The 21,653-nt window shown below is 55.4% G+C and carries 18 protein-coding genes; 5 read left to right on the top strand and 13 right to left on the bottom strand.

Annotation, left to right across the window (positions count from 1 at the left end; all coding sequences use genetic code 11):
* Positions 1 to 5 precede the first annotated feature (5 nt).
* Together AUQ41_RS04175 and AUQ41_RS04170 are read right to left on the bottom strand one after the other, a co-directional pair.
* Entirely contained in the window at positions 6 to 4,442 is a 4,437-nt protein-coding gene (locus AUQ41_RS04175; RefSeq protein ID WP_063086908.1) for a translocation/assembly module TamB domain-containing protein, read from the bottom strand.
* Entirely contained in the window at positions 4,439 to 6,367 is a 1,929-nt protein-coding gene (locus AUQ41_RS04170) for an autotransporter assembly complex family protein (RefSeq protein WP_063086907.1), read from the bottom strand. Before AUQ41_RS04170 ends, AUQ41_RS04175 begins: the two co-directional genes overlap by 4 nt.
* Positions 6,368 to 6,734: 367 nt before the next feature.
* On the opposite strand from AUQ41_RS04170, the gene AUQ41_RS04165 reads away from it, so the two are divergent.
* Complete coding sequence (locus AUQ41_RS04165) at positions 6,735 to 8,705, top strand: GNAT family N-acetyltransferase (protein WP_063086906.1); 1,971 nt, start codon at positions 6,735 to 6,737, stop codon at positions 8,703 to 8,705.
* Between the two features lie 40 nt (positions 8,706 to 8,745).
* Here the strand turns inward: AUQ41_RS04165 and AUQ41_RS04160 are convergent, their stop codons facing one another.
* From AUQ41_RS04160 to AUQ41_RS04150, 3 genes are all read right to left on the bottom strand, one after another.
* Positions 8,746 to 9,846: a peptidase C39 family protein gene (locus AUQ41_RS04160; protein WP_232308305.1), complete on the bottom strand. Its 1,101-nt coding sequence runs from the start codon at positions 9,844 to 9,846 to the stop codon at positions 8,746 to 8,748.
* 188 nt (positions 9,847 to 10,034) lie between these two features.
* Positions 10,035 to 10,448, bottom strand: a complete 414-nt coding sequence (locus AUQ41_RS04155; protein WP_063086905.1) for a TIGR01244 family sulfur transferase — start codon at positions 10,446 to 10,448, stop codon at positions 10,035 to 10,037.
* 157 nt (positions 10,449 to 10,605) lie between these two features.
* Complete coding sequence (locus AUQ41_RS04150) at positions 10,606 to 10,830, bottom strand: DUF2892 domain-containing protein (RefSeq protein ID WP_063086904.1); 225 nt, start codon at positions 10,828 to 10,830, stop codon at positions 10,606 to 10,608.
* A gap of 197 nt (positions 10,831 to 11,027) precedes the next feature.
* Between AUQ41_RS04150 and AUQ41_RS04145 the strand changes: the two genes are divergently transcribed.
* Both AUQ41_RS04145 and AUQ41_RS04140 read left to right on the top strand, forming a co-directional pair.
* Positions 11,028 to 11,750, top strand: a complete 723-nt coding sequence (locus AUQ41_RS04145) for a TenA family protein (protein WP_063086903.1) — start codon at positions 11,028 to 11,030, stop codon at positions 11,748 to 11,750.
* Positions 11,747 to 12,229: a GNAT family N-acetyltransferase gene (locus AUQ41_RS04140; protein WP_083952787.1), complete on the top strand. Its 483-nt coding sequence runs from the start codon at positions 11,747 to 11,749 to the stop codon at positions 12,227 to 12,229. Before AUQ41_RS04145 ends, AUQ41_RS04140 begins: the two co-directional genes overlap by 4 nt.
* A 52-nt stretch (positions 12,230 to 12,281) precedes the next feature.
* Here the strand turns inward: AUQ41_RS04140 and pcaB are convergent, their stop codons facing one another.
* The 8 genes from pcaB to pcaD form a co-directional block, all read right to left on the bottom strand.
* Positions 12,282 to 13,619, bottom strand: coding sequence for a 3-carboxy-cis,cis-muconate cycloisomerase (gene pcaB / locus AUQ41_RS04135; RefSeq protein ID WP_063086901.1), 1,338 nt, complete (start codon positions 13,617 to 13,619; stop codon positions 12,282 to 12,284).
* 144 nt (positions 13,620 to 13,763) lie between these two features.
* Positions 13,764 to 14,969, bottom strand: a complete 1,206-nt coding sequence (pcaF, locus tag AUQ41_RS04130; RefSeq protein ID WP_063086900.1) for a 3-oxoadipyl-CoA thiolase — start codon at positions 14,967 to 14,969, stop codon at positions 13,764 to 13,766.
* 23 nt (positions 14,970 to 14,992) lie between these two features.
* Positions 14,993 to 15,766 carry a CoA-transferase subunit beta gene (locus AUQ41_RS04125; protein WP_008891893.1) on the bottom strand — a complete coding sequence of 258 codons (774 nt, stop codon included), beginning with the start codon at positions 15,764 to 15,766 and terminating at the stop codon, positions 14,993 to 14,995.
* Between the two features lie 14 nt (positions 15,767 to 15,780).
* Positions 15,781 to 16,635: a CoA transferase subunit A gene (locus AUQ41_RS04120; RefSeq protein WP_063086899.1), complete on the bottom strand. Its 855-nt coding sequence runs from the start codon at positions 16,633 to 16,635 to the stop codon at positions 15,781 to 15,783.
* 137 nt (positions 16,636 to 16,772) lie between these two features.
* Positions 16,773 to 17,360 carry a protocatechuate 3,4-dioxygenase subunit alpha gene (pcaG, locus tag AUQ41_RS04115; protein WP_063086898.1) on the bottom strand — a complete coding sequence of 196 codons (588 nt, stop codon included), beginning with the start codon at positions 17,358 to 17,360 and terminating at the stop codon, positions 16,773 to 16,775.
* Between the two features lie 3 nt (positions 17,361 to 17,363).
* On the bottom strand, positions 17,364 to 18,065 hold the full coding sequence (gene pcaH / locus AUQ41_RS04110) for a protocatechuate 3,4-dioxygenase subunit beta (RefSeq protein WP_008891896.1): 702 nt from the start codon (positions 18,063 to 18,065) through the stop codon (positions 17,364 to 17,366).
* A 5-nt stretch (positions 18,066 to 18,070) separates the two neighbouring features.
* Positions 18,071 to 18,475 carry a 4-carboxymuconolactone decarboxylase gene (gene pcaC / locus AUQ41_RS04105; protein ID WP_008891897.1) on the bottom strand — a complete coding sequence of 135 codons (405 nt, stop codon included), beginning with the start codon at positions 18,473 to 18,475 and terminating at the stop codon, positions 18,071 to 18,073.
* Positions 18,468 to 19,268: a 3-oxoadipate enol-lactonase gene (gene pcaD, locus AUQ41_RS04100; RefSeq protein ID WP_083952788.1), complete on the bottom strand. Its 801-nt coding sequence runs from the start codon at positions 19,266 to 19,268 to the stop codon at positions 18,468 to 18,470. The genes pcaC and pcaD overlap by 8 nt, the downstream gene beginning before the upstream one ends.
* Before the next feature lie 145 nt (positions 19,269 to 19,413).
* Between pcaD and pcaQ the strand changes: the two genes are divergently transcribed.
* Together pcaQ and AUQ41_RS04090 are read left to right on the top strand one after the other, a co-directional pair.
* Positions 19,414 to 20,355: a pca operon transcription factor PcaQ gene (pcaQ, locus tag AUQ41_RS04095; RefSeq protein WP_008891899.1), complete on the top strand. Its 942-nt coding sequence runs from the start codon at positions 19,414 to 19,416 to the stop codon at positions 20,353 to 20,355.
* Positions 20,356 to 20,588: 233 nt separating this feature from the next.
* Entirely contained in the window at positions 20,589 to 21,620 is a 1,032-nt protein-coding gene (locus tag AUQ41_RS04090) for a TRAP transporter substrate-binding protein (RefSeq protein WP_063086897.1), read from the top strand.
* The last annotated feature ends 33 nt before the right edge of the window (positions 21,621 to 21,653 follow it).

The raw sequence follows: 21,653 nt of genomic DNA, 5'->3' as shown, positions 1-21,653 counted from the left end.
CTGCCTTAGTAATCAAGTCTGAATTGAACGCCAGCCTTGCTATCGATTTCTGTGCTTTCGCTGGTGACACTGATATTTGGCGTGACTTCAATCTCGACTTCGACGCCGCTTGATCCAGGCGTTGAACCGGCCTTGGTGCCGACATAGACCCCCTCTGTCAGGTATTTGCCAACCTTGACCTCCGGCCCGTCTTCGCCGCCACCGACGCGCAGGACATCTGCACCGATAAAGCGTCGGATGCTGCCAACCACATCAAGACCACTACCACCGCCAGAAAGTTCGTTCAGGGCACTTGCCAGTTGCACGGCCTCGACTGCCGACAGGCTGCCCTGTGATTTGCCAAACAGGACCTGAGAAAGGATTTCGTCTTCCGGCAAGGACGGATTGGACGACAACACCAGTTCCGGATCGCTTGACGGCCCTTGGAAGCCTGCGGTCACGACGAGATCTTCGGTGGTATAAACCCCTTCGATATCAAGCATCGGATCAGGGGGCGACGCACCGGCAAAGGTAATCTGAGAATCCCGGATCACAAATGTTTTGCCGATGACATCAAGCTGCCCGCGCAGGGCCGATAGCTGCCCGGTGATGCGTGGATCATCGGTGGTGCCGGAAATCTCAAGTCGACCGCCCCACTCGGAATCAAGTCCCTTGCCGCGCACAAACAGGCGCCCCGGGATATCAACGGTGACATCAAGATTGCCGGTAAAGGCGTCGTCAGCTTCCTGTGTATCCTCGGCCTTTTCGACCTGCGCGGCGTCCGGCAGATTTTCAATCTCGATGGTCGGAACCGATTCCGGCAAGGCCAGGGTCAGATCGACCTCCCCGCGCAGGACCGACACCGTGCTTTGGATATCGGCCTCCGACTGGGATCCGGTCACGCTGGCTTTTACATCCGCCCAGAATTGCAGTTCATCCTTACGTGATACGGCAACGTTTCGCAGATCAGCCGAAACATCATAGCGCATCTCGCCACCGTCAAGCAGATCAAGATCAACCGATGCATCAACAGTGCCTTTGCCACCATCCGTGGCCGTAATGGACGGAATGGAAAGACCCGCCTGATCAAAGGTGCCCTCAAGCGTCATCTGATCAAGGATGGTGCCATATTCGAGGTTTTCATATCGTCCATTGGCAAGCGCAACATCCCCGTTCCAACGGATATCATCAAGCGTCCCAGCGACATCAAGCGCAAGTTTGATCTTGCCCGACAGCTGATGATCGGGTGCCGGGACATAAGGCCAGAATTCGGCAATTTGACCATTCACACGCACGCGGGCAGAAACCGGCGCAGCAAGATCCGGGCTGAATTCCTGTTCAAGCACAGAAATCGCAAGCGGAACATTGCCTTCGGCTGTCAGTGCTTCGACATCGCCATTGCCAAGAGACGCCTGCCCTGCAAGTTTGCCTTCCTCAAGCGTGATATCAAGCCGCATTTCAAAGGGCTTCAGCCCCGCCACTGCCTTTGCCGTGATGCCGGAAATGCGGCCATTGACCTGCGCACTTGGCAAGTTCCCGCGTGTTTCACGCAAGGACGCATCAAGATTTGCGGTGCCGCTCAGCCCGTCAAAGCCGGAAATACGCCCCCACGGACCAAGATCAAAATCATTAAGGTGGAGCTCACCCGAAATGGATTTTTGCCCGGCTTCCTGATCAAGGCTTGCGACAAGATGGCCGGTGCCAACGGTCAGGTCGGCGTCGAGTTGCTGCCGCCCGTTTTCACGCAAAACAAGTTCCAGTGGTTTTCGAAGCTCAATCGTCTGATCGCCAATGATCGCTTCAAGCCGATTGGCCGTCACAGCGATATCATTGCCAAGCGAAAGATCAGCAGCCAAGTCGGTCGAAATCGGTACATTGCCCTGATAAAGACCCGAACTCGTCAGCGTGATGGTAAGCGCGTCCATGCCGCCGTCAACGTCAACGGTAATCTCGCCAACGGCAATTGATCCGGCAATAATGTCACGGCCATCCAGTTCCGCTGAAATTTCCGGCACGTCAAACGCATTACCGACCGTCGCGGTCAGCTCAACATCCTCGATCATCGTCGGATTGGTGCCATCTGTGCTTGCCATCCGCAGGCCCTTGGCCGATGCGTTTGCCGTAATGCTTTGGCGTTGACCATCCGGACGAAGGGCAATATCGGCCGTCACGGTGCCGTTCACCAAGCTCACACCAAACTGATCGAGAAATTCGGCATCGAGATTTGACAGCGTAACATCACCGCGCATTGGAATGCTGTAGTCGGGCAAGGCAATATTGCCGCTCAACGCGACATGTTCGCCTTTAAGCGATATCTGCTCAACGCGAAGCGCATCTTCGGGCAGGACAAGATTTGCAGCCACTTCGTATGGTCGGTTAGCAAAGGTGAAGTTGCCATTATTGACAAGCGACAGAATAGCTTGATCTGACCACGTCATGCGGCTGGTCAGTACGATATCGGAGAATTCCTGACCCGAAACAGCAAGGCTTGGAACACTTAATTCAAACGTCCCCGGGGGTGCCGCCAAGTCACCTTCGAGATTGGCTGTCAGCTTTGCCGGGGCCATTTCAATGCCCAGATCCGGCGGCACGGCACCAGATGCAATATCAAGCGTGCTTTCAAGCGACAGTTTCTCGAATGCCTCTGTAATTCGAAGCATCAGCGGACCGTCAATCATTGCGGTATCAAGTGCGCTGACATCAACGCTGAGATCAAGATCAGGCGCAAGTGTCACATCGCCCGTAATACGGGGCTCGGGCCCGACGATACGATCAAGATCGGCGATCCCGAAACCGGCCTGACTGGCTGAAACCTCGATCCCGGTTTCCAGACCACTGGTCTCTGACCAGGTCAGGCCGGGCAAGGCAACCTGCCCCTGCCCGCGCAGATCAAGCCCCGAAATCGGCGCAAAAATCGCAAGATCGCGGATATCGGCCACGATGTTTGATGTCGTGACGACCAGATCCTCGTTAACGTCCGCCTGCCCGCGGAGCGTCATATCAGGCGTGTTCAACGCCAGATTGCGGATCGCAATATCGGCAAAGTCCGGCGACATCCGCGCATCAAACGACATGTCCTGCGCCGCGCCCAGAAACGCGCCGAGATTCGGATCATCCCAATCCGTGCCGGTGGAAGAAAATGCGACGGTTGCGTCAAGTGGCTCATCCGCGTCATCGGGGGCTGCCATATCGGCCTGCAAGGCGATGTCGCCAATACGCGACACAGGCGTTTTCACATCACGGCCATTTACCCGCAGCGAGACACCAGGCATCGAAAGATTGCCATTGACCTGAACGGAAAGCCCAAGTTCCGCCCATGAAACTGCATCGTCAATAAGTGCCGACATTGCAGGATCAATATCGGCCGTTAAATCGGCCGTCATCAGGCTGTCTTCAAGGTCAAGTTCCGTTGTGCCAGACAGCGCCAGCACATCTGCCATTGCGATGGAAATGCGATCAAACGAAAGGATTTGTTCTGATTGATCAAATGCCCCGCCAACGCCCAGTGCGACTTCTTTATCCATGCTTGCAGGCAGTTGTTCGCTTATGCGTTCCTGCGGTGACAGCGCACCGTCGAGCGTAAATGCCACAAAATCCGAAGACAGTTGAACGCCAATGTCACTTGTAAGCGATGCATAGCCCGCCGCCGACAGGTCAATCGTGCCTTTCCAGTCATTGGCCGGACCATCGCCATTAAGCGCAATCTTGATATCGGTTGCGCTGGCCGGATCAACGCCAGCCAGGGTCATGACAAGCCCTTCGCGCCCCAACAACCCATCAATCTCGGCTGCAAGATGTTGTCCGGGGCCGTCAAAATCCAGATCAAGTTTTATCCGGTCGGTACCGCCATCACGTGGCTGCAAATCCAGAAAGGCTGTCGCAGACAGGTTTGTGCCAACCTTTGCCCGCCCGTTCAGGCTATAGAGGAAACTGTTACCGGTAACCTGATCAACAATGGCAATTTCGCCAAGCTCAAGCGCGTCAAGCGAAACCGCCAGTGGCAGGGCAAAGCCACCGCTGTCTTCGTCCTCTTCCTCAACCGTTTCCGGTGCGGTGCCGTCGGGCAAAATGACATTGGTCGTTGCCAGACTGATCTGATTGATTTGCAACCGACCAGCCAAAAGTGCGGTCGGCGACCAGTCAAATTCGATATCATTGATATCAAGATGCAACCCGTCTGTGGCGCGATCCATCGTCACCTGATCAAGGGTCAATTCCGTCCACAAACTGCCTTCGACCCGGCCAAGCGCAAATTCGCTGTCGGTTGCGGCGGATACGGCCTCGTTGATCATCGGGGTTACCATCCGCAATACCGGACCGGTCCCGGCAACGGCAATCAGGCCGGCAAGTCCAAGCACAGCCCCGCCCAGACCATAGGCACCATAGCGCAGCCACTTTGTCGAAGAACGGCGCGATGCGGAACGTTTGGGATTATTCGGTGGTGACGTGTCAGACCCGGTCAAAATGCCTGCCCCAGACTGATATAGAATTGAAAATCGTCATCAACGTTGTCGCGTTTATCAAGTGGTACTGCGACATCAAAACGCAGCGGCCCGACCGCGGTGTAATAACGGAAGCCAAGACCGGCAGCCCATAGAAGACTGATGTCTTCAGGTTCGGATCTGGCATAAACGTTACCACCTTCGATGAATGGCACGATGCCAAAGCTTTCGGTCACACGGGCGCGGAATTCGGCACCGACTTCCAGTACGGAACGCCCGCCCAGCGGATCATTATCATCATCAAGAGGACCGACTTTCTGGTATTCGTAGCCCCGGATTGATCCGCCACCACCGGAATAATAGCGTTTGTTCGACGGCAGGTTTCCGCGATCCTCGCCGATAATGGTACCGGTGCGCGCACGGGCTGCCAGGACATAGTCGCCCTCGTCGTCAATCGACAGGTATTGCGACCCGACGACTGACACGGTGGTGAAACCGGTATCCTTGTCGGTCAGCCCCATATAGGGCGATACGTTGATTTCAAAACGGTTCCCCCGGCTCGGATCAAGGGGATTGTCGGTGTTGTCATGGCGCAAGATGCCCCGCAAACCGGCAAGATAGAATTCCTCGTTCGGGGAGTCTGATCCGGTCAGGTCGGAATATTCCGCAGTGACACCAAATGTGGTTGTCCAGTTTTCCCAAAGCGGCCGTTCGATACCGGCAAAGCTATCAAGCGTTGAACCCTTATAGGCGTCAGTATCGTTGTTTTTGGCGTTGGCCTCGGCGACAAAGGACTGACGCCGTTCAAGAAACTGCGGCTTTTTGAATTCTGCCGACAGACCTTGTTCAAGGCTTGAAACATCAATCCCCAGCCGCAGACGTTCACCCGCACCAAACAGATTGCGATGTTCCCAGAACGCGTTGGCACCAGGACCATCGGCGGTCGAGAAATTCACCCCGCCGCCGATCGAACGCATTTTGCGTTCAACCACCTCGATCTCAACCGGGATTTCGCCATCGTCGTTTACCGGACCGGCAACCTTGACGATCACACTGTCAAACAGGTTGGTTTGCGCCAGATCGCGGCGCGTGGTGCGCACCTGATCGGGATGATATTGCTCACCCGACCGCCAACTGCGGTATCCTGCGATGAAGTCCGCATCGACATCCTCTGCACCATTAACGGTAATCTTGCCAAAATCGGCCTGCGGCCCGGTTTCAAAGGCATAATTGATCGTAATGGTTTTTTGCGCGGTGTCGGCCAATACGGTTCGCTTGCCAGCCTCCACAAGCGGGTAACCCTGTTCACGCAGGATATCGACACCGTATTGTTCGCCCAGAATGATCGGCTCCGCGGTCGCGCGCTGCCCGATCTCAAGGCGGGTCTTTTCAAGTTCCTTATCCGTCGCATGGCGTTCCACCACACGATCGGGGTATGTGATCACAAGGTTCACCGCCGAAATCAGATAAGGTGTGCCGACATCGATATTATAGGTCAGAACCAGTGGGGTTGGCTGTTCGGATGTTGATGCCAATGCATCATCCCCGGACTGGCCATCGGCCGGATCTTGTTCTGAACCAGCTTCAGGTACGTCTTGGGCTGGCGCGCTTGATGTATCTGCGGCGGCCTTTTCATTAATTTCAAAGGTGATCTGCCCGTCATAAAATCCCTTCGACCGCAGAACAGCCTGAAACCGTTCGACGTCGTCTTCAGCGCGGCGTTGCAGGCCCGCGCGCGAAGCGGTCGGGCGCGACTGCAAACGGCGCGCCGTACTGACCCCATCCAACGCCGCAATCAGATTTTCTTCCTGGGGATCAATGCCGGCAATTTCGACTTCATAGGGGATGGTTTGTTGCAGATCATTTTGCGCAATCTCGCTATCAGCGCCGTCGCCAAAGCCAAGCACACCACTTAAGCCCTCGTCCGAGGTGCACGCCGAAAGCATCGAGCCCGCCAATAAAAGCGGAACGATTGCAAACCTGCGCCTGAGGATCGGAGATGTGTCTAGGATGCGTTTATTCAAACCATCTTGCCCTTGAAAGCTTTGCGGACGCAGTGCAACGTACGCCAACCTGTTTGTTTCTGATCTCTTGTTTATATAAGTGCAAACGATCAGGATGATTAAATGTTTCACAGCAGGCCCAATGAAAACACCTTATTTTCATTGGACGCACTGGTCGAGTGTGACCTGTGCCATGATCCATGAAAAAAAGGCATGGCTATGAACAATAAATGCGCTTGCGACGAACGATCTTTGGGCGTACCGGAAGTTGAGCGCAACATATTTACCCTCATCGTAGGAGAGCTGCACAGTGACTTTGCCCCAGACCAATACTGTCATCATCCGTGCAGCCGTGCGCGACGACCTTGATGGTCTTTGCGCGCTTGAAAGCGGCAATTTCGAAAGCGATCTGATTTCGCGGGCTTCTTTTTCGCGGTTCCTGCGTCAGGCCAGCGCGCGCCTTCTTGTTGCAGACGCCGGTGATGCCGATCATCCTGAAATTGTCGGGTATGGTTTGCTGTTGCTGCGCACCAATACGGTTACAGCACGGATTTACTCGCTGGCGATTGCAAAAGACTGGCGCGGCAAGGGATTGGGCACACAGCTTTTGGCTGGCCTTGAAAATCTGGCGATGGATGCGGGATGCACGCGCATGCGCCTTGAAGTCCGTGTGACCAACGAAACTGCGCGCAATCTTTATGAACGCCATGGCTATGTCCGGATTGCCGACCTTCCAGGATATTACGAGGATGGCAGTGATGGCATCCGCCTTGAACACGCACTTTATGACGGCGAAAGCGCTGTCAGCCCGGCGGTTGCCACCGGTGCGCCACTGATTTTGGTCGACCGTCTGTCAGATCAACGCTTTGCCGTATCGGGGGCCCGTGTGATGCGGGTGCGCGATTATCTGGCCCTTGATCATGGTGTGCGCAACCGGCGTGTGATCAACCTTTGCCAGTCCTATGAATATCTTTCGCGCGGTTATTATTGCAGCCTTCTAGCGGCAGCCCGCGCAGAACGCGTCATTCCCGAGGCCGATGTTCTTTTGGATCTGAACTGGAAACGGCTTCAGAAAACTGCGCGTGCGGAACTCAGCCCGCAAATCATCGAGGCACTGGAAAAATCCGGCCAGACACCTGATCAGGCCCCGGATCATATCGATGTCTATTTCGGGCGAACCGCCAACAAGAAGTTCCGTCAGATTGGCGAACGCGCCTTTGATCAGTTCCGCTGCCCGATCCTGCGCCTGCATCTGAACAAGCAGGACCGCAGAATTTTGCGCGAAATCGAAGCCCCGTCGATCAGCCAGCTTGATGACGACAAACTTGTCGAGTTCGAGGCCGCACTCCGTGCCTATTTGCGTGGGCGTGTGCGCAAGCAGGGTAACGTCACCCCGCCGACAGCCCTTGTCGCGATCCTGCATGACCCGGATGAAGTCCTGCCTCCATCGGATAAAGAAGCGCTGGCCAATTTCGTGCAGGCCGCATCCGATCTTGGGGCCAAGGCCGAGCTGATTACGGCCAAGGATTTTCATCATCTTTCCGAATTTGATGCCCTTTTGATCCGCGAAACCACCGCCCTTGATCACCATACCTATCGCTTTGCCAAGCGGGCGGTAAAGGAAGGTATTCCGGTGATTGATGATCCGGACTCGATGCTACGTTGTACCAACAAGGTCTATTTGGCCGAATTGCTGCGCACACACCGCATCCCGGCACCCAAAAGTGCGATTTTCGATAAGCGCCGCATTCCCGACATCGCAAAGCAATTCAGCTTCCCGTCGGTTTTGAAGGTGCCCGATGGCTGTTTCTCGCGCGGGGTGCGCAAGGTCAAATCGCCAGACCACCTGAACGAAGTCGCGACCGAGATGTTCAAGAACTCCGAACTTCTCGTCATTCAGGAATATGTCGAAACCACCTTTGACTGGCGGATTGGCGTTCTGGGCGGTGAAGCCATCTTTGCCAGCCGCTATTTCATGGCACCGGGCCACTGGCAGATCGTCAAACACGAAGATGATGGCAAAAGCTATGAGGAAGGCGGGTTTGAAACCCTTGCAGTCGAAGATGCCCCTGCCGACATCGTTGCCACGGCCCTTGCCTCTGCACGTTTGATGGGCGACGGCCTTTATGGCGTGGATGTCAAGGAAACGCCCTATGGCCCGATGGTGATCGAGGTGAATGACAACCCCAATATCGATGCCGGGGTTGAGGATGTGGTTCTGGGAATGGACTTGTATCGCCGGATCATTGCGCATCTTCTTGGCAAGATCGCACGCCCATAAGGGCCTCTGCAGCATTCCATAAAAGCAAAAGGCCGGGTTTTTACCCGGCCTTTTTGTCAATGAAGACGGCGGCTTGCAGTTTATCGCGGCCATAACGCGCCATCAGATCAAACTCGTGACGCAAGATCGGCACGGACAGACAGTCACTGCCGGTATAGGGTTCATGGTCTTCGCCAATATCGGGATCGCTGACATAGACAAACCGGTCATCAAAGCCCGAAACTACCACCCAGTGCGGGATTTTATCGCCATAAATGCGGTATTGGCTGATCAGGACCAGGGCCATTTTGCCCTGTTTGGTGCGTTCTTCGATCTCGGCAATGCCAAACGGGCCGGTCGTAACCGAAATACCGGCATCAAGTGCCTGACGGGCAAAGTCGTAATGGACCAGTTCGACCACTTCGCGGTTTTTCGGCTTTCGCACCGTATCAACGAATAACGGCCCGTCCCGGCTGCTCAGCACTTCGACATCAAAGCCGCGCTTGTGCGCCGCCAACGCCAGACCCAGCGGGCCACAGCCGCCGTGGCCAGACGTCATGAAGATCGTGGTGGCTTCGCGCCACAGCGCGATCTCAAGATTACGATCAAGTTCGATATCCTGATCCAGCGCATTCATCGCCATCATCAAGGCCGCCGGACCACAGGTAAATGGCAGGGTCTGGTGATAGAAATGGATCGGCGATGGCAAATGCATGGCATTGGGAACCAATACCTTTTCCATGCGAAGCGCATTGGAATGATCGGGATAATAATCCGGATAAAGTGCAAATTCGCGATATCCGACCGATTTGAAAAGCCGGATCGCATCCTTGTTTTTCTGGCTGACTTCAAGACGCAGGATCGGTGTGCCGAAATCAAGGCTGAGTTCTTCGGCCCGTTCAATCAGGGCACGACCAATCCCCTGCCCGCGCTGATCAGGTGACACCGCCATCGAATAAAGGCGCGCAAGTGCGACGTTGCTGCGAAAAATCACCAACGCGTAGCCAACAACAACGCCCCCGTCCTTTGTGGTTTCTGCCACGGTCAAACGCGCGGTCTCACTGCCGACGAAACGTTTGAAGGCACGCCGGGTCAGTCGGTCGACTTCAAAGGACCGGTTTTCGATCTCGCACAGGGCGTCGAGATCATCGCTCTTTGCCAATCGAAATCTGATGTTGGAAAGTTGGTCTGCGTTTGACGTCATACCGGTGCCACTTGATAAAACCATGCCAGATACAGCATGCGCGGACATATCGTCATGAAACGCACAAAAGCAATAGTGCAATTTATGCGATGCTCACTGCGTTTTTTGCACAGCAACGCACCGCATAACCTGCAAATTCAAACAGCTTAGCCGCGTGCTGCAATCCGCGGTGCCAGCGGCGCAATATCATATCCGGCCTCCGCCGCGGCCTTGACGATATCGCCAACCTGCTTCTGCCCGGCATTGGCCAGCGACCACAGGATCGTGCAGCGTGTACCACTGCGGCAATAGGCAAAGATGGGCTTTTCGGCGGCGGCCAAATTGGCTGCAAAGGCATCTGCATCCGCATCCGACACATTGCCGCTTGCGACGGGCTGGAAGATCGCCTTCATACCGGCAGCCTCGGCCTTGGCGGCGACTTCGGAAAATGACGGCTGCCCGGGATCTTCGCCATCCGGGCGGTTGCAAATGATGGTCTTGAAACCGGCCGCAGCGATTTCGTCAATCGCGGCAAGCGGCATTTGCGGGGATACAGTCAGTTCATCACTCAGGCGTTTCATTTTTATATTCCGTTCGTCGTTGCTGGTCGCCGTGCCCAAGTGTGGGCATCAACAGCACGTCTATCCAACATACCGCAGAGATCTACGGACGCCAGCATAACGTTCAAACAACAACAGATCGAACGGAATATTCCGGTTTCAAACGCCGTTTATTACCTTATTTGGAAAGCGGACAGGTCCGCAGGCCAAACAGCATGTAAAGCGGGCAAAAACGCAGTGCCGCAGTCGCCAACATGACAACACCGGCAGCAATCATCACCCAGCCGTAAACGCCATAGGCCATGCCGCCACCTTCGGGCGTGGCCGAAACAAACGGAATGGCCAGCAAAACAACACCGGCAATCGCACGGACAACACGGTCCAGAGTTCCAACATTCGCCATAACTTCCTCCTTGGGAAAAGCTCTGATGGAGTGATTTATAACATTATAATCCAATCGATTACTTTGATACTTATCAATCGCCTCCATGCGGATCGGTACTTTGGCGGATGCCCTATTTCGTGGCTTGCCCAATGGTTGCGACCATGCCAAAAGTTCAAAACCCAAATGATATCAAGCTCCTCAGGAAACGCGCAGATATGAGCAACACCGCAAAAGCCGTCCCGGATTTTCCGTCATGGTGTCAAACCAATCCGAATGGTGCGTTTTCAGACTGGCTGAAGGCATCCTGTGCGGATCAATGGCGTGCGGTAACCCACCATGTCTTTACCGATGCCTGGGGTGATGCCGCCCTGCCCAAGGCCAATCTTGAAAATTATCTTATTCAGGATCACCGGTTTATTGATCGGTTTGTTGCCCTGTTGGCCGCGGCCGTATCGCGCGCACCAAGCCTGAAGGATCGCATTCCGGGGTGTCAGTTCCTTGCCCTGGTCACGGGCGAAGAAAACACCTATTTCGAACGATCCTTTGTCGCCCTTGGCGTATCCGATGATGCACGTGAAAACATGCCGGACTGGCAGGCAACAGCAGCGTTCAAACAACTTATGAAAGACGCCACGGACAGCAACAGTTACGCCAATATGCTGGCCGTTCTGGCCGTTGCCGAGGGCACCTATCTTGGCTGGGCGGATCGGGTCAACAAGACCATCGCCAAACGCCCCGATGATTTCTGGTACGCCGAATGGATTGATCTGCATGTCGGGGTGTATTTTGAAAGTGTGGTTGCCTATCTGAATAGCCAACTGGATCAGGTTGGACCGTCACTGTCAGATGGAGACCGCGCCGAATGCCTGTCCTATTTCAATCGTGCAACCGATCTTGAATGTCAGTTCTTTGATACGGCATGGGGACCACAAGAATGATCACAATTCGTCCGTTTGCGAACAGTGATGCCACGGCCTTGGTCGAGATTTACCGCCACTCCGTTACGGAAATTGGCCCCAACGCCTATAATCCCGAACAGGTTGCGGTGTGGGCAAAGCTGCTGCCGACGCCGGAACGGTTTATCGAAATCATGACAGATGGACGGTTCAGTCTTGTCGCGGTTGATGGCAATGATCAGGTTGTCGCATTTGGCGATGTCGAGGCCGATGGCCATATCGGGTTTCTGTATGCCCTGCCCGATTTTGCGGGCAAAGGTATTGTGACAAAGCTGTACGACGCGCTTGAAGCGCACGCGCGTAAACAGGATATCGGCAAGCTTTATTCCGAGGCCAGTGAATTTGCCAAATCCTTCCTGCTTAAACAGGGCTTTGGCGTTGTGGAGCGGCGCGATTTCGAAGTCGCCGGCGTACCAATCCATAATTACGCGGTCGAAAAGCGCCTGCGCGCAACACGCTGAACCAAATCACCGTATCACACACAAAAAAGGCTGCCATCCGGCAGCCTTTTTCCTAGTCGCGCAAGCCACGCTTGGCGGCCCCCAAAACACGATCGATAAACACATCCGACTGCCCGATATAATTGACCGGGTTACGGATATGCGCCCAATCCACCGGGGCCTCGGTCAGTTTTGGCAATTCATCAAACAGGTTCGATGCGTTTTCTGCCGACTTGGCAATCGCATCTTTGACCAACTTATCTGCCGCATCGCGGCCAAGGTGATCGGCCAGCGCAAATGTCGCGGCCTCTGCCAGCATCGCCCCGCGTGACAGTTCAAGGTTTTCGGCCATACGCCCGGCATTGATTTTAAGATCCGGCACCATATCAACCGCCTGCGCAAGTGCCGCACCGGTTGCGGTAATGATCTGCGGCAAGGTCAGCCATTCCAGAAGCCAGCTTGCCCCGCTTCGTTCATGATCATGGAGCTGCGCCTGGGCAAAGGTGCCCAGCAGTCCAGCATTGAAACGTGCCAGTGTCACCAGCATTTCCGCCTGCACCGGATTGGATTTATGCGGCATGGTCGATGACCCGCCGCCCTTGCCCGGTTGAACCTCGGCAATTTCGGACTGTGCCAGCAGAACCAAGTCCTGCCCCATCTTGCCAAGCGCGCCGGTTAACGCTGTTAACTGGCTTGCGAAATCAACAAGGACGTCACGCTGCGCATGCCAGGGCATATCGGCAAGCGGAAGATCAAGTTCTTCGGAAAGATTGCTTTCGACGTCTGCGGCCTTCACCCCGATCGAGGCCAATGTGCCAGCAGCCCCGCCAAACGAAATCCGCAACAAATCCGATGACAGGGTATCAATCCGGTGATCAATCCGCACAAGCGGTGCGAGCCATCCGGCAGCCTTGAGACCAAAGGTCGTCGGGACAGCCTGTTGGGATCGCGTCCGACCGATCATCACTGTTGTGCGATGGGTATCGGCATGGGCATACAGCGCCTTGGCCAGTTTGCGAATGCGGCGACGGATAATCGCAACCGCATCGCGCAGCTGCAGGACAAGTGCGCTATCAACCACATCCTGGCTGGTGGCGCCAAAATGGACATAGCGCGCATCTTCACCGCCAATTTCCGCCTTGAGCGCCTTAACAAGGGCCGGCACAGGCACACCGGCACTGGCCGTTGCAGTCGCAAGGCTTGCCGGATCGGGCGTAAAATCACGGCAGACTTCGGCGATGCGGGTGGCACTTTTTTCGGGGATCACACCTGCGCGCGCCTCGGCCGCGGCAAGGGCCGATTCAAAAAGCAGCATGGATGCAATCTGTGCCCGGTCATCAAACAGGGCCGCGATCTCCGGATCGGAAAACAGATTTCCAAGCAGGGCAGAGTCAAAGGGCGAAACGCTCATCAGGGGTCATCCACCGTTCAAACAGGTGTGAAATCAAGTCGATAGTGTCGCGCCAGCAACCATATTGGTCAATAACGCAAAAAGAAGCCCCTGCCCGACAATCGGCACAGGGGCACCTTTTTCAAGATCAATCAGCCATCAGCCTTAAACAGCTTCAAGCGCAATCGCAATCCCCTGACCGACACCAATGCACATGGTTGCCAGCGCCCGCTTGCCACCAGAACGTTTCATCTGAAGCGCAGCCGTGCCGGTGATACGTGCACCCGACATACCCAACGGATGACCAAGGGCAATCGCGCCACCATTCGGGTTCACACGTGCGTCGTCATCAGCAATGCCAAGATCACGAAGCGTCGCAAGCCCTTGTGAAGCAAAGGCTTCGTTCAGTTCGATCACGTCAAGCTGCTCTGTCGACCAGCCAAGACGCGCGAGAAGTTTTTTCGATGCCGGTGCCGGGCCAAAGCCCATGATGCGCGGTGCAACACCCGCAGTCGCGCCACCAACAACCCGTGCAATCGGGGTCAGGCCGTATTTTTTGACAGCGGCCTCGGATGCGATGATCAGGGCCGCAGCCCCGTCATTGACACCCGATGCGTTACCGGCCGTAACCGAACCGCCTTCGCGGAACGGGGTCGGCAATTTGGCAAGTTTTTCGGCCGTGGTGCCCGGACGCGGATGTTCATCCTTGTCCACGACAATGGCATCGCCTTTACGCTGCGGAATGGTGACCGGGGTGATTTCCTCGCCCAGATTACCATTTTCCTGTGCGGCGACCGCCTTGTCCTGCGACCGGGCGGCAAAGGTGTCCTGATCTTCGCGGGAAATCTTGAAGTCCTCGGCAACGTTTTCGCCGGTTTCGGGCATGGAATCCACGCCGTACTGTTTCTTCATCACCGGGTTGACGAAGCGCCAGCCGATGGTGGTGTCATAAATCTCCGCATTGCGCGAAAATGCTGACGTCGCCTTTGGCATGACAAACGGCGCACGTGACATGCTCTCAACGCCACCGGCAATCATCAGATCGGCTTCGCCCGATTTGATGGCACGTGCGGCCATAATGATCGCATCCATGCCCGAACCGCACAGACGGTTGACCGTGGTTCCGGTCACTGTTTCCGGTAGCCCTGCCAAAAGCGAAGACATACGCGCAACGTTGCGGTTGTCTTCACCAGCCTGGTTGGCACAGCCAAAGATGACATCGTCAACAGCGGCAAAATCCAGATCCGGATTGCGGTCGATCAGCGCCTTGAGCGGAACAGCGCCAAGATCATCGGCGCGCACCTGCGACAGGCTGCCACCAAAGCGGCCAATCGGGGTGCGGATATAATCGCAAATATATGCGTCAGCCATTTCTAAGATCCTTATTATTGCTCTTACTGCTGGTCCCCATGGGCCTTGGCGGTACGAGCATGCAGTTCACGCAGAACCTGCAATTCTTTCTCGGACGGGATCGCAGTTTCCGCGACTTCGTCGGCAAACTCAACATCCCAACCGGTATTTTCGATGATTTCTTCGCGGGTTACGCCCGGATGGATCGAGGTCACAACGAATTGCTTGCCCACCGGATGCGGTTCCATGATGCAAAGATCGGTGATCAGACGCGACGGCCCCTTGGTATCAACGCCGTAAGATGCACGATCATTGCCACCCTTGCCGTGACCAAGCGATGTCACGAAATCGATCTTTTCAACAAAGCCACGCTTGCTTTGCTTCATCACAAGGAACACTTCGCCACAGCTGGTCGCAATTTCCGGCGCACCACCGCCGCCCGGCAGGCGGACTTTGGGGTTGTCGTAATCACCAATCACGGTGGTGTTGATGTTGCCATACTTATCAAGCTGGGCCGCACCAAGGAAGCCAACCGAAATCTTGCCACCCTGAAGCCAGTAACGGAACATTTCCGGCACGGCGACCGTGTTGACAGCGGTTTCGCACAGCTCGCCATCACCAATCGACAGCGGCAGGACATCGGGCTTGGTGCCGATCGTGCCGCTTTCATAAATAAGCGTAATGTCCGGCGCATGGGTCAAGCGTGCCAAGTTGCACGCAGCCGACGGCATCCCAATGCCAACAAAGCACACATCGTCGTTTTTAAGCGCGCGTGCAGCGGATACCGTCATCATTTCAGTCGGGGTATATTCAACCATGATTTTTCCTCCGCTTAGCCTTTGTTTGCTTCACGCTTGGCCGCGAAATCTTCGGGACCGCCATTAATGACATGCTCTTCGAGCCAGGCCTGGAACGTTTCGCGATCACGTGCAATCGGATCCCATGCCTTATAGAACGCGTTGTCGCGCTTATAATATCCTTGGGCATAGGACGGATGCGCCCCACCCGGCACTTCAACAATCGCAGTCACCGCCCAGTTCGGCAGCATGACGGCATTTGGCGAAATATCGCCGAAATCATCAACAATCTCTTCGACGGTGATGATGGATTTCTTGGCCGCCAGAACAGCTTCTTTCTGCACACCGACAATACCTTCAAACAGGACGTCGCCCTTTTTGTTGGCTTTCTGGGCATGCACGACGGTGACGTCCGGGCGGATCGCCGGAACGGCCGCCAGGCTTTCACCGGTGAAAGGGCATTCGATGAACTTGATGCTCGGGTTCACGCGCGGCAGTTCCGCCCCGCGATAGCCCTTAAACACTGCGCAAGGCAGGCCCGCAGCACCCGCGTCATAGGCGTTGGCCATCGCCGCGTGGCTGTGTTCTTCGATCTCAAGCTTGGTCGGCCAGCTTTTTTCATAGGCATCGCGCAGACGGTGCAACGAGCCAACACCGGGGTTCCCGCCCCAGGAAAAGATCAGCTTCTTGGCACAACCGGCCCCGATCAACTGATCATAGATCACATCAGGCGTCATGCGGACCAAGGTCAGGTTCTTGATGCCCTGACGGATAATCTCGTGCCCTGCGGCATGCGGGATCAGATGGGTAAAGCCTTCCATCGAGATGGTGTCGCCATCCTTAACGCAGGATGCGACTGCTTCTTTAAGCGACATGAAACGTGCAACCACGGCAAAACTCCTGTGGCATCAATCCAAAACATTAGAAACGCGGGGCAATTGCCCCGGTAGTGCAGGAAATTCAGGTCGATGGCTGCGACCGCCGGCTTTCCCCAAAGCAGCGGACGCAGCCATCGGGCCAGATCGACTTACACGTCGAAGAACACGGTTTCCGCGTCCCCCTGCATGTGAATATCGATCCGGTATTCAATCCCCGTCGGGGTTTCGACACGCTTGGCAATCAGGGTGTCGCGACGATCCGCTGGCACCGACTGCAAAACAGGGTCCTTGGCATTCAGATCCGCCTCGTCATCGAAGTAAAAACGGGTAAAGGCGTGAACCAGCATGCCGCGCATGAAGACGATGACGTTGACAAACGGCGCCTCGGCATCTTCGACAACACCAGGCTTTACCGTATCAAACCAGAAGCACAGCTTCGCATCCGTGCCGGTGCCGCAGCGGCCAAGCCCCCGGAATCCGGTATCAGCCACATCAATCGGCTTTTCGTTGTAATTGCCGTCGGCGTCGGCCTGCCAGATTTCGATCATTGCATCATTGACCGGATTGCCGTCGCCATCAAAGACGGTACCAGTAATGCGGATATGTTCACCTTTGGCATCCGGGCCGGCGACGGTCGGATCGGCAATGTCGGTAAAGTCGTATGCGTACTGGCCTGCGGTCAAGCCATAGGCGAAATACGGACCAACCGTCTGTGAGGGGGTTTCACCATAAGCCATGACTTAATTCTCCATCGGGGTGCCGTTGCGTCCACGCAGGACAATGTCGAACTGATAACCAAGGGCAAAGCCCTCCTCGGTCTTGTCGATCGAGAATTTGGCAATCAGGCGTTCACGGGCCGCTGCGTCCTCAGTCCCAAGGAAAATCGGATCGAGATCAAGCAACGGATCACCCGGGAAATACATCTGGGTCACAAGACGGGTGGCAAAGCCCGGACCAAACAACGACAGGTGAATATGGTTCGGACGCCAAGCATTGAAGTGGTTGCCCCACGGATAGGCGCCCGGCTTGATGGTATAGAATTTGTAATTGCCCTGATCATCGGTAAAGCAACGCCCCGACCCGCGGAAGTTCGGATCGAGCGGCGCATCATGCTGATCGACCTTGTGCACGTAACGGCCTGCTGCGTTCGCCTGCCAGACTTCGACCAGGATATTGGGCTGCGGACGACCATCGGTATCCATCACCCGACCATGCACGACAATGCGTTCGCCAAGCGGCTCACCATTGACGACACCGTTTTTGGTCAGATCGAAATCAAGTTCACGCACAGAAGCCGGCGCAAAGCGCGGACCGGTGCCCTCGGTCAAACCCGATTTGATGGCAAGTGGTGCCTGGGTCGGACCACGCAACAGGGTCGATTTGTAACCGGGTGCGATATAGGGGGCGTGGGAGCCCCAGTCACGCGGTTTAAAGGTGGACATGAGGCTTACTCTCCCTTGGGTGACGCGTCTGATGCCGCGTCGATCTCGGCATAGGTTTGTTTGGCAATGCGGAAGGCCGTATTGGCGGCGGGAACGCCGGCATAAACCGCAACATGCATCAGGGTTTCACGGATATCGTCGCGTGTTGCCCCGGTATTGAGTGTGGCGCGAATATGCATCGCAAGTTCTTCTTCGTGACCAAGCCCTGCAAGCAGCGCGATGGTCACGATGGAGCGTTCACGCTTGGTGAAGGCGTCGCTTGTCCAGACACCGTTCCAGACATTCTCGGTGATATAGCGCTGAAAACCTTCGTCGATTTCCGTAATTTTTTGGGTGGCGCGATCCACATGTGCATCGCCCAGGACGGAACGGCGGGTTTTCATGCCAACGTCATACCGGCTCTCAGACAAGGTTCTTCTCCTTGGTAAATCGGTCGATCAACCGGGTCAGCAATTCCGGGGTTTCGATGCATGGCAGATGCCCGACCCCGTCAATCAATTCGAATTCGGCATTGGGGATCATTGATGCCATGGCGCGCACCACATCGGGCGGCGTTGCCAGATCTTCCGATCCACAGATACATAATGTCGGCACAGCAATTTTTCCCGCCGCATCGCGCAGATCACCATCGCGCAGCGCAATACAGGTCCCGACGTAACCCTCGATCGTGGTGCGCACCAGCATGTCACGATACATCGCGGTTTCGAGAACCCGTTCCTTGCGGAAGGTCGGCGACAGCCAGCGTTCCATGATCGCATCACCCATGGACGCAATCCCGTCGGCCTTGATCGCCTCGATCCGGGTGTTCCAGCTGTCATAATCGCCAAGCTTGGCGGCGGTATCGCAAAGGATCAGACCCCGCACACGGTTTGGCACCAGCTCGGTCACTTTCTGGGCGATCAGACCGCCAACAGACAGACCGCAAATGATCACCTGATCAATGCCAAGGTAATCAAGCAACCCGATCAGATCATTGGCATGCAGCGCGACGTCATAAGGCGCATCACCAATCCCCGACAGGCCATGCCCGCGTTTGTCATAGGTCACGATGTTGAACGTAGAGGAAAGCGCATCAACGACATCATCCCAGATGCGAAGATCCGTCCCCAGAGAATTTGCAAAGACCAGTGCCGGGCCGTTTTTCGGGCCTGACTGGCTGTAATGAATGTGTGTCCCGTTGACCGGGGCGACTTGCAGACTCATTATCGTTTCCACCCTGCTTGTTTGTCCTCACATTCGCAGATGGTTTTGGTTATGTAAAATGAGGAATTGCGTAATTTGCATAACTATATAATTATGCATGAACCAGCCATAAGAACATTCTAAACTGTTGATGTATAGGGCGCCCATGCTTGATCAACGCATTAAATTCCGCCATCTGACCTGCTTTCTTGAGGTCGCGCGCCAACGCAGTGTCGTCAAGGCCGCCGATACGCTTTCGATCACCCAACCCGCTGTTTCCAAAACCATTCGCGAGCTGGAAGAACATCTTGACGCGCGGCTGTTTGACCGATCAAAGCGCGGTGTCACCCTGACCGATTTCGGCAAGGTTTTCCTGCGCTATGCCGGGGCAAGTGTTACGGCGCTTCGCCAAGGTGTCGACAGCATCAGTCAGGTGCGCATGCAAGGCGGACTTTCGATCAATCTTGGGGTTCTGCCAACGGTGGCGGCAAGCGTGATGCCCAACGCCATCCGCCATTTCAAAACGCTGAGCCCCGATACCACGGTCAAGGTCGTGGCTGGTCCGAACGTGATGTTGATGGGACAATTACGTGTGGGTGAACTTGATCTGGTGGTCGGACGACTGGCCGAACCCGATCAGATGTCGGGATTGTCGTTCATACATTTATATTCCGAGCATATCTCGCTGGTTGCGCGGCCGGGCCATCCGTTGCTGGCCGACAAGAACCCGGACATTACCCGCATTCGCGAATTCACCGTTCTGGTACCGCCCAAACACGCGATTATTCACCCAACGGTCGACAAGATGCTGATTGCGCATGGCATTGGTGCGATCCCCGACCGTATCGAAACCGTTTCGACATCTTTCGGGCGTGCTTTTACGCGTGAAACCGATGCGATCTGGATCATTTCGAACGGGGCTGTGGCATCCGACATTGCCGAAGGGCATCTGGTCGAACTGCCGATCGATACCAGCGATACCTTTGGTCCCGTTGGCCTGACGACCAGAATTGATTCGCCAATTTCGCCGCCGGTTGAAATGCTGATCAATGCTGTGCGCGAAGAAGCACAACGTCATCACAGCGCGCAGGCAGGGGCGAAAGGATAATCATTTGGTTATGGATATGTGCTTACATATCATTATACATAACCATCACGTACCGATTAGATTGCCTTTAATTCGACATGGCTGAAATGCGCCAAACGCAAGTCATGTGATAAAAAGAAGAACAAAAACAATAACAAAAAGAACTCTTGGAAAACTTCGCACGCTAGATGCGCATCGTGGCTGAACGTTTGTCAGCGCAATGAACGCGACAAGACGTTCAAAGGAGGAAGAGAATGAAACAGATCACCAAATTGCTTGCCGGTGCAGCTGTCGCGACGATGGTGTCGTTCGGCGCACACGCACAGGAAGTCACCCTGACCGTCCACCATTTCCTGGGTCCGAAAGCACCGGCCCAGTCGAAAATGATTGAACCGTGGGCCAAGAAAATCGAAGAAGAATCAAACGGCCGTATCAAGTTTGAAATCTTCCCGTCCATGTCGCTGGGTGGTAATCCGCCGGAACTGTATCGTCAGGTCCGTGACGGCGTTGCCGACATCGTCTGGACCCTTCCGGGTTACACCCCGGGCGTATTCCCGCGCCTTGAAGTATTTGAACTTCCGGGTGTTCACCTTGGCGATGCACGCGCAACCAACCTTGCGATGTGGGATCTTCGCGATGAATATGCCGAAGACCTTACTGACATTCACCCGCTTGCCGTTCACGTGCATGCCGGTCAGGCCATCCACCTGACCAGCAAGGAAGTCCGCACGGTTGATGACGTCAAGGGTCTGAAGCTGCGCACCCCGACCCGTACCGGTTCCTGGGTAATTGAATCCTGGGGTGCAGAGCCGGTTGGCATGCCGGTTCCTGCCCTGCCGCAGGCCATGTCGCTTGGCGTGGTTGATGGCGGCCTGGTGCCGTTCGAAGTTGTGCCGCCGCTGAAACTGGCTGAACTGATTTCCTATTCTGTCGAAGGCGAAGGCGTAAATTCACGCTTTGGCACCTCGACCTTCCTGTTTGCGATGAACAAGGACCGGTATGAGAGCCTGCCAGATGACCTGAAAGAAATCATCGACCGTAACTCCGGCCGTGATTTTGCAGCCGAAATCGGTGACGTATTTAACGGCGTTGAAGAAGTCGGCAAGCGCATGGTCAACGAAGGCAAAGGCCAGGTCGTTCAGATCACCGCTGCCGAAAAGGCAACCTTTGACGATGCGTCTGCATCTGTTGTTGATCGCTGGATCGAAGAAGCCAAATCCAACGGCATTGATGGCGCGAAACTTGTCGAAGATGCCAAGGCCGCTGTTCAGAGCCACACCAAGTAACATCCCGTCGTTGTTGGTAAATCTTGTGGGGTC

This window comes from Thalassospira sp. MCCC 1A02898 (genome assembly GCF_001618185.1).
Classification (GTDB): domain Bacteria; phylum Pseudomonadota; class Alphaproteobacteria; order Rhodospirillales; family Thalassospiraceae; genus Thalassospira; species Thalassospira tepidiphila.
The sequence above is the reverse complement of the archived record's forward strand: the minus strand, read 5'-3'. Positions and strand labels throughout refer to the sequence as shown.

Bases quoted from the DNA above. Each gene is read 5' to 3' on its own strand.
- AUQ41_RS04170 (WP_063086907.1), bottom strand. From the start codon at position 6,367: ATGCTTTCGGCGTGCACCTCGGACGAGGGCTTAAGTGGTGTGCTTGGC.
- AUQ41_RS04155 (WP_063086905.1), bottom strand. From the start codon at position 10,448: ATGAAACGCCTGAGTGATGAACTGACTGTATCCCCGCAAATGCCGCTT.
- AUQ41_RS04150 (WP_063086904.1), bottom strand. From the start codon at position 10,830: ATGGCGAATGTTGGAACTCTGGACCGTGTTGTCCGTGCGATTGCCGGT.
- AUQ41_RS04145 (WP_063086903.1), top strand. From the start codon at position 11,028: ATGAGCAACACCGCAAAAGCCGTCCCGGATTTTCCGTCATGGTGTCAA.
- AUQ41_RS04140 (WP_083952787.1), top strand. From the start codon at position 11,747: ATGATCACAATTCGTCCGTTTGCGAACAGTGATGCCACGGCCTTGGTC.
- pcaB (WP_063086901.1), bottom strand. From the start codon at position 13,619: ATGAGCGTTTCGCCCTTTGACTCTGCCCTGCTTGGAAATCTGTTTTCC.
- pcaF (WP_063086900.1), bottom strand. From the start codon at position 14,969: ATGGCTGACGCATATATTTGCGATTATATCCGCACCCCGATTGGCCGC.
- AUQ41_RS04125 (WP_008891893.1), bottom strand. From the start codon at position 15,766: ATGGTTGAATATACCCCGACTGAAATGATGACGGTATCCGCTGCACGC.
- pcaG (WP_063086898.1), bottom strand. From the start codon at position 17,360: ATGGCTTATGGTGAAACCCCCTCACAGACGGTTGGTCCGTATTTCGCC.
- pcaH (WP_008891896.1), bottom strand. From the start codon at position 18,065: ATGTCCACCTTTAAACCGCGTGACTGGGGCTCCCACGCCCCCTATATC.
- pcaD (WP_083952788.1), bottom strand. From the start codon at position 19,268: ATGAGTCTGCAAGTCGCCCCGGTCAACGGGACACACATTCATTACAGC.
- pcaQ (WP_008891899.1), top strand. From the start codon at position 19,414: ATGCTTGATCAACGCATTAAATTCCGCCATCTGACCTGCTTTCTTGAG.
- AUQ41_RS04090 (WP_063086897.1), top strand. From the start codon at position 20,589: ATGAAACAGATCACCAAATTGCTTGCCGGTGCAGCTGTCGCGACGATG.